This window comes from Candidatus Palauibacter scopulicola, assembly GCF_947581915.1.
In the GTDB taxonomy this organism is placed as follows: Bacteria; Gemmatimonadota; Gemmatimonadetes; order Palauibacterales; family Palauibacteraceae; genus Palauibacter; species Palauibacter scopulicola.
The window spans coordinates 1-6805 of record NZ_CANPWG010000031.1 but is presented as its reverse complement, the minus strand read 5'-3'; the positions used below and the strand labels follow the sequence as shown (position 1 = coordinate 6805).

Annotated in this window: 8 protein-coding genes; 4 read left to right on the top strand and 4 right to left on the bottom strand. The window is 69.6% G+C overall.

All coding sequences use genetic code 11. From position 1 onward, the window contains the following. Window positions 1–294: 294 nt before the first annotated feature. Window positions 295–600 carry an HU family DNA-binding protein gene (locus RN743_RS06140; protein ID WP_310755977.1) on the bottom strand — a complete coding sequence of 102 codons (306 nt, stop codon included), beginning with the start codon at window positions 598–600 and terminating at the stop codon, window positions 295–297. Window positions 601–879: 279 nt separating this feature from the next. Next, a complete protein-coding gene (locus tag RN743_RS06135; protein WP_310777613.1) occupies window positions 880–1215 on the bottom strand; it encodes an Ig-like domain-containing protein in 336 nt (111 codons plus the stop codon). A gap of 375 nt (window positions 1216–1590) precedes the next feature. On the opposite strand from RN743_RS06135, the gene RN743_RS06130 reads away from it, so the two are divergent. From RN743_RS06130 to RN743_RS06115, 4 genes are read left to right on the top strand one after another with little or no spacing between them, the layout of a single operon-like run. Beyond that, window positions 1591–2622, top strand: a complete 1032-nt coding sequence (locus RN743_RS06130; protein WP_310777610.1) for an MBL fold metallo-hydrolase — start codon at window positions 1591–1593, stop codon at window positions 2620–2622. An 11-nt stretch (window positions 2623–2633) separates the two neighbouring features. Further along, complete coding sequence (locus tag RN743_RS06125) at window positions 2634–4742, top strand: amidohydrolase family protein (RefSeq protein ID WP_310777607.1); 2109 nt, start codon at window positions 2634–2636, stop codon at window positions 4740–4742. Then, window positions 4739–5518 (top strand): cytochrome c biogenesis protein CcdA, encoded by a 780-nt coding sequence (locus RN743_RS06120; protein ID WP_310777604.1) that lies wholly within the window; start codon window positions 4739–4741, stop codon window positions 5516–5518. The genes RN743_RS06125 and RN743_RS06120 overlap by 4 nt, the downstream gene beginning before the upstream one ends. Next, window positions 5515–6135 carry a TlpA disulfide reductase family protein gene (locus RN743_RS06115; RefSeq protein ID WP_310777602.1) on the top strand — a complete coding sequence of 207 codons (621 nt, stop codon included), beginning with the start codon at window positions 5515–5517 and terminating at the stop codon, window positions 6133–6135. Before RN743_RS06120 ends, RN743_RS06115 begins: the two co-directional genes overlap by 4 nt. Here the strand turns inward: RN743_RS06115 and RN743_RS06110 are convergent. Continuing rightward, a complete protein-coding gene (locus RN743_RS06110) occupies window positions 6098–6442 on the bottom strand; it encodes a redoxin domain-containing protein (protein ID WP_310777599.1) in 345 nt (114 codons plus the stop codon). The two genes, RN743_RS06115 and RN743_RS06110, sit on opposite strands and share 38 nt — an antisense overlap. Before the next feature lie 9 nt (window positions 6443–6451). Beyond that, window positions 6452–6694, bottom strand: a complete 243-nt coding sequence (locus tag RN743_RS06105) for a hypothetical protein (RefSeq protein WP_310777596.1) — start codon at window positions 6692–6694, stop codon at window positions 6452–6454. Window positions 6695–6805 lie beyond the last annotated feature (111 nt).

Genomic DNA, 6805 nt, shown 5'->3' with positions numbered 1-6805 from the left:
AGGTCGCCAGCGCTTGGTGGGTCGAGCGCGACCGTCGCGGCACGCAGCCTTCACGCCGCCACGCGGAAGTGCTTGGAGCCCGTGTCCAGAAGGACCGGGGGAAGCAGTTTAAGGGGGATCTGAAGGGGGGCGGAGCACCCCTCGCCAGCCGCAGTGTTCAACACTGCGTGTGCTGGCTTGACGCCCTTAGCCTGCGTCAAGCCAGCGGCAACGCCGTCTCGACGGCGGAGAAACCGGAGGGCCGCTTCGTAGCCCTCCGGACGCAAAGCAACGGCTCGCCGGCGACCCGTGGGGCTACTCCGTACCTGATCCGCCAGCGCCACGGCCCACCCGGCTGCTGAAGTGATTCGATGGCTTGAAGACCGGCGCAACACGCGGTGGAACCGCCACCGCCTCGCCCGTTCTGGGGTTGCGGGCCGTGCGTGCCTTGCGGTGCCGCACCTTGAAGGTGCCGAAGCCCCGGATCTCGATGTTGTCGCCACCCACCAGCGTGTCCTTCACGGCGTCGAGGAAGGCATCCACCACCAAGGCGCAATCCCGCTTGGTGACTCGCCCTCGGAGCGCATCGGCGGCCTGCTCAACGAGATCGGCTTTCGTCATTCTGTTCTCCTCGCCCGCGGTGTGGCCATGTCCTCCTCCCTGTTATGATAGCTTGAGGAGGTGGCCTCCGCGTCAACTCCGCATCGCCACGAGCCGAGCCGCGTCCGTCGAGGGAGACCTTATCGGATGAGACGGGGTTTCATGGGACGACCGACCGGGAACGGGGGATCGGCGCCAGTCAATGGGGGTGACGCTACCCGGCGCGGAAAGGGTGATTGCGAGGGTGATCAGCGGTTAGCGTATGCCGATGTAACGCCAGGTGCCACATAGAGTTGTGACCTAAACGACCGTCCGAGCATCGCTCAGCCAGTTGTCGCTTCTCCTCCAGCTCTCGCCGGCCGTGGCGCGATAGAACGTCACCAGCACCGCGCGATCGAGATCCATGACGGTGACCGCGGCCTGGCCCGTCGCCGATCCAGCGGTCGCCGTGATCGACGCGCTGCCGTCGGCGACGGCGCGGACCAGACCCATCGCGTCGACCGTGGCGACGGCCGGGTCGCTGCTCGCCCAGGTGACGGTCACGCCCGTCATGGGTCGCCCGTTCTGGTCCCGTACTTCGGCCCTGAGCCGGGCGGTCTCGCCGATGGCGCCCAACTGCAAGGTACTCGGACTCACCAGGACCGCGGTCGGACGCGGCGGCTCCGGACGTGGGGGCTCCGGACGCGGCGGCGGCGGCTCCGTGGCGCTGTCGCCGCACGACAGCACGGCCAGGAGACCTGCGAGTGCCGCAACACTGCCGCTGCCTCGGTTTCGGTGGGCTGGAAGGTGATAGCGTCGCCGCCGCGGACGAGTCTCTCCTGTCATGGCGCACCTCCCGTTGGGCGGCAGGCAATCACCCAATTTGGGGGGGATCAGGGGGGATCCTCAACCTCGACGGAACGGCGGCCCGGAAAACTGCACGGGTTACCCCACGCTGTGGAGGTCTGGCGGGCGCGTCCCTCCCGGGGAGAAGATTCAGGTCGGGTTCTCTCGTCTGACGGAGGTTTGAAGATGGGTCGGCGGCTTTCTTCCCCGGTTTCCTGGCTCGCTCTTCCGCTGCTCGTCGGCTGCGCTGCGCCCGACGAGACCTCATCGGACACGGCGACGGCCGCGGCCGATTCCGGCGCAGCCGACGACGCTGCCGCGGCGGGGCCGGCGACTTCGGATCCGTACGCGCACGGGTTCACGGACGCGGATTATCCGAGGGTGATCGAGATCGCGGAGGACGTGTACGCGTACGAGCAGATCCACCCCACGGGGGGCGAGGTCATCACGACCGTGAGCCTCATCGTCATCACCCCGGAGGGGGTACTCGTCGCGGACGGGCAGGAGAATCCCGAGGAGACGCAGCGGCTTGTCGACACCGTCGCCGACATGACCGACCGGCCGATCACGCATGTCGTCGTCGCCTCGGACCACGGCGACCACACGGGCGGGAACTCGGCCTTTCCGGCGGGCGCGCGCTTCTTCGCGCACCCGACTTCGGCGGCGATCCTGGAGGCGAGCGCGACGAACCCCAACCGGCCGCAAGACGCACCGCCGGTCGTCGTCCCGACGGAGATCGTGGGGAACGATACGGTGCTCGAACTCGGCGGCCGGGAGATCCGGCTCCTGCACCTCGGCCGCGCCCACACGGGCGGCGACCTCGTGGTCTACCTGCCCGAGGGGAAGGTGCTGTTCATGAGCGAGACGTACCTCAAGCACATCTTCCCGGCGATGCGTTCGGCGTACCCCTCCGAGTGGGTGGCGATGCTGGACCGGGCGATCGAGATGGACGTGGACGTGTACGTGCCGGGGCACGGGGTGATGGAGTCGCCGGCGGTCCTTGAGGCGGAGCTGGTGTCGTTCCGGGACGCGGTGCGGGCCGTCGTGGAGGAGGCGACGCGGCTTCACGGCGAGGGGCTGAGCGCCGAGGAGGCGGCGGAGGCGGTCTCGTTCGGCGACATCGAGGAGTGGTCCCTGCGGGACAGCCAGAAGCTGCGTGCCATCCGGCGGGTGTACCTGGAACTGAACGGACATCTGTCGGGGTTTCTGGTCCCATGATCGACGCGCGGATGAGGCGGAGGGTCGGGATCGTCGCGGCGGTCGCGGGTTTCTCGGTCGTGGCGGGTATCGCGGCCGGAACCGGGCCGCTTCAGGCGCAGTCGTACGTGACTGTGGACATCGGGGCCCGCGATCCCGCCTTCTCGCCGGATGGGTCGAGGATCGCCGTCTCCATCCTGGGGAAGATCTGGACGCTTCCCGCCGAGGGCGGCCCGGCGCGCCAGCTCACGGACGGGGCCTCGTGGGACACGCGCCCCGCCTGGTCGCCGGACGGCCGCTTCCTCGCCTACGCCGCGAGATCCCGCCAGGGCGCCGATATTCTCGTCCGCAACATGGCCACCGGCGGTGTCCGCTTCCTGCACGCCGTCCCGGGGTCGGTCGGGCACATGCAGTTTCATCCGGACGGGAGCCAGCTCTTCTTCGTCGACGACCGCTCGCAGTACGAGGCGCACGTGTGGCGGATCCCGCTGGCGGGCGGCGAGGCGGAACAGATCACGCACACCCGGAGCTGGCACGAGTGGTCGTTCGCGCTCTCGCCGGACGGGAGCCGGATCCTCCTCGAGACGGGACGCTTCGACGGCACGGACCTGTACGAACTCGACCTGGAGGAGATGTCGCTGGAACGGGTCACGGACACGCCGGAGCGGGAGATGGCCGTGGCCTGGAGTTCGGAGGGCACGCGCCGCGCACACGTGATGACGCATAACGGTCTCGACCACATCGTCGTGTCGGTTGCCGGGGAACAGCACCGGTTCGCGAGCGCCTTCGACCAGAAGCAGCTCGCGTTCCATCCGTCCGGCGAATGGCTGCTCGTCCTCGGCGGACGACGGCTGCAGCGGCTCGATCTGGCGAGCGGCGAGTTCACGCCGATTCCCTTCGAGGCCCGGTTCGAGGTGGCCGGAGATCCCGCCGACGACCTGCTGATCACCAACGTCCGCCTGTTCGACGGCACGGGCGACGAGGCGGTGCCCGGGTCGGCGGTCCTGGTCCGGAACGGCAGGATCGCCGAGGTACGGACGGGGGAAGACGGAGGGACGCCCGAGGCGGCGCCGGGCACGCCGGTCATCGACGGGGGCGGCCGCATGTTGCTCCCGGGTCTGATGGACAACCACTACCACTACTGGCAGCCCCTCGCCGGCGCCGACCTGCTGGCCGCCGGCATCACCGCGATCCGCGACCCGGGCTCGGCCATCCAGGACGCGATGGATTTCAAGGACGCGGTGCGTCTCGGCGTCCTGGCCGGCCCCGACGTGTACACGGCCGGCCCCCTGATCGACGGCCCCGCCGGCTACCACCCCCTGGTCGACGTGAGCATCGACGACCCCGCAGCCGCTCCGGCGCTCGTCCGCGCGCTGAAGGCGCAGGGCGTCGATCTGCTCAAGGCGTACTTCCTCCTCGACCCGGACGTGCTCGCCGCCGTCGTGGCGGAGGCGCGCGTGCAGGGGCTCCCGGTCACGGGCCACATCGGGGTGCGCACGGGCTGGCGGCAGGCGATCGAAGCCGGCATCAGCGGGTTCAACCACATCCGCGTGTGGCGCGACTTCCTCCCGCTTGAGATCCAGGTCGACGGACGCGACATGTCGCTCGACGGCGGGCGGAACCCGGTCGGACGCATGCAGGCCGACTGGCGGGAGATCGATCCGGCGAGCCCCGAGGTCCTGTCCCTCCTCGAACTCATGGCCGAGACCGAGACGGGACTCGATCCGACTCTCTACATCCAGGACGTCGACGACGGCGACCGCTCGCGCTTTTCGCTCGAAGGGTTCCACAACGCCCGGCAGGCGTACGAGCGCATGGGCGAGTTCGTCCGGCGCGCGGTCGAGGCCGGGGTCCCGCTGCTCGCGGGCACGGACAACGTGGGGCTGTTCAACGAACTCGAGGCGTACGCGGCGGCAGGCGTGCCGAACGCCGCGATCCTGCGGGCCGCGACCGCGAACGGCGCGCGCTGGCTCGGGAAGGAGGACGATTTCGGGACCGTGGAGCCGGGGCGGCGCGCGCACCTGATCCTCGTGGACGGAGACCCGCTGGCCGACATCGCCGACCTGCGGAACATCGATCTCGTCGTGAAGGATGGCGTGATCGTCTTCGGCGGCCCGCCGACCCAGCCGCTGGTCCCGTGATCGAACCGCTCGCAACGGGCGCCGTCGCAATGGGCGCCGTCGAGGCGGTCGCCCTCGCGGCGCTGCAGGTCGAGCCGGCGGGCGGACTCCTCCCCGCGCTCTCCGACAACCCGTTCCTCGCGCTCGCCGCCCTCTTCGGGGCGGGGGTCCTCACGAGCACGAACCCGTGCATCTGGCCGATGATTCCGATCACCTTCTCCGTCATCTCCGGCACGGCGGGCGAAGCCCAGTCGCGAAGGCGCACCGTTGGCCTGACGCTCATCTACGCCCTGGGGCTGGCGCTCCTCTATTCCGTGCTCGGCGTCATCGCCGGGCTCAGCGGCACCGTCCTGGGCTCGATCGGGGCGAGCTTCTGGGCCCTGTTCGCGACCGGAAACCTCCTCCTCTTCTTCTCGCTGTTCATGCTCGACGTCTTTCCCGTCCCGGTGCCGAAGCGGCTCCTCGCGTGGGCGGGCAGCCGTGGCGGCGGATCGTACCGTGCCGTGTTCCTCCTCGGGGCGACGTCCGGCATCGTGGCCGCGCCGTGCGGGGCGCCCGCCTTCGCCGTGGTCCTCACCTGGGTCGTCGCGGAACAGGCCGGGCTCATGGGGTTCGTCTACCTCTTCACCTTCTCGATCGGCATGACCGCCGTGCTCATCGCCGTCGGCCTCTTCTCGGGGACGCTCGCCGTGCTGCCGAAGTCGGGGACGTGGATGATCTGGATGAAACGAGCCGCAGCCGTCATCATGATCGGGATGGCGCAGTTCTACCTCATCCGGGCGGGATACTTCATGTGAACGCGAAACCGAGACACGTCGCCACGTTCGCGGCGCGCGCGATGTTCGCCGCGCTGGCTGCGATCGCCGGGGCCGTCCTCCTGTCGGCGGGTCCGCTCCATGCGCAGGCGGGCGCGGGGCAGGTGAGCCTCGCCCCCGGGACGCAGGGGCCGGACGCCACGCTGCAGGATCTGGACGGCAACGAGATCCAACTCCTCGACTACGCGGCCGGCAAGCCCACGCTCATCGAGTTCTGGGCCGCGTGGTGCGAACAGTGCGAGGGGCTGCAGCCCGAGATCGACCAGGTGCAGGCGGACTTCGGCGACCGGGTCAACGTCGTCGCCGTTGCCGTGGCGGTGGCCCAGTCGCTGCGCCGCGTGAGGCGACACGCGGAAGGGCACGGGGCGGAGTACCCCTACCTGTGGGATGCGGACGGCGCCGCGGTGCGCGCCTACTCGGCGACCACGACCTCGATCGTCGTCATCCTCGACGCGGATGGGAAGGTGGCCTACACCGGCGTCGGCCCCGACCAGGATCTCGTCGGGGCCGTCACCGGAATCCTCGCTGTCGATTCTGCGACGGGTTCTGCTGCAGGTTCCGCTACGGGTCCACAGGCTCCGGCGTCACCTCGTCGATGATGCCGGCGAGTTCGTCGTAGGCGGCGGGGTCGACCTGATTGAAGCTCGGAATCACGCCCGCGATGCGGCCGTCCGGGCCCACGACGATCACGGCGCGGCTGTCCACCGCGTTGCTGTCTCTCAATCCTCCGCCGAAGGCGACGTACGTCCCCCCGTCGTTGTCCGCGTCGCTACCGAACAGGAAGGGGAAGTCCTCGTCCTTCAGCCATGAGGCGAGTTCGTCGACCGGGTCGTTCGAGATGCCGACGAGGACCACGTTGCGGCCCTCGTTGAAAACACTTGCGTACTGATCACGGTACGCTCTCATCTGAACCGTTCAGCCACGCGTCCTGACTCTGAAGAAGAAGGCAAGGACGACGGTCTCGCCCCGGTAGTCGCTGAGGCGGATCGGGTTCTCCAGCGCGCCGTATCGCGTCGCGCCCGGGAGCGCGAAGTCCGGCGCCATCTCGCCCACGGCGAGCAGTTGCGAGTCCTGCGCGCTCACCGGGGCCGCGCCTCCGATGGCGAGCGTTCCGGCCAGGCCCAGCGCGAGGGCGGCGGCCAGGACAAGTCTCCGCATGTCTCGGTCCTTTCGTGCGGGTGGAAGACAGGTGGAAGAGCCATGCCGAAGGGTGGCGCGCCCCCCGCCTTCGCGCCAGAGTTGAACCACGCCTCGCCGTCGGAGGCCGAG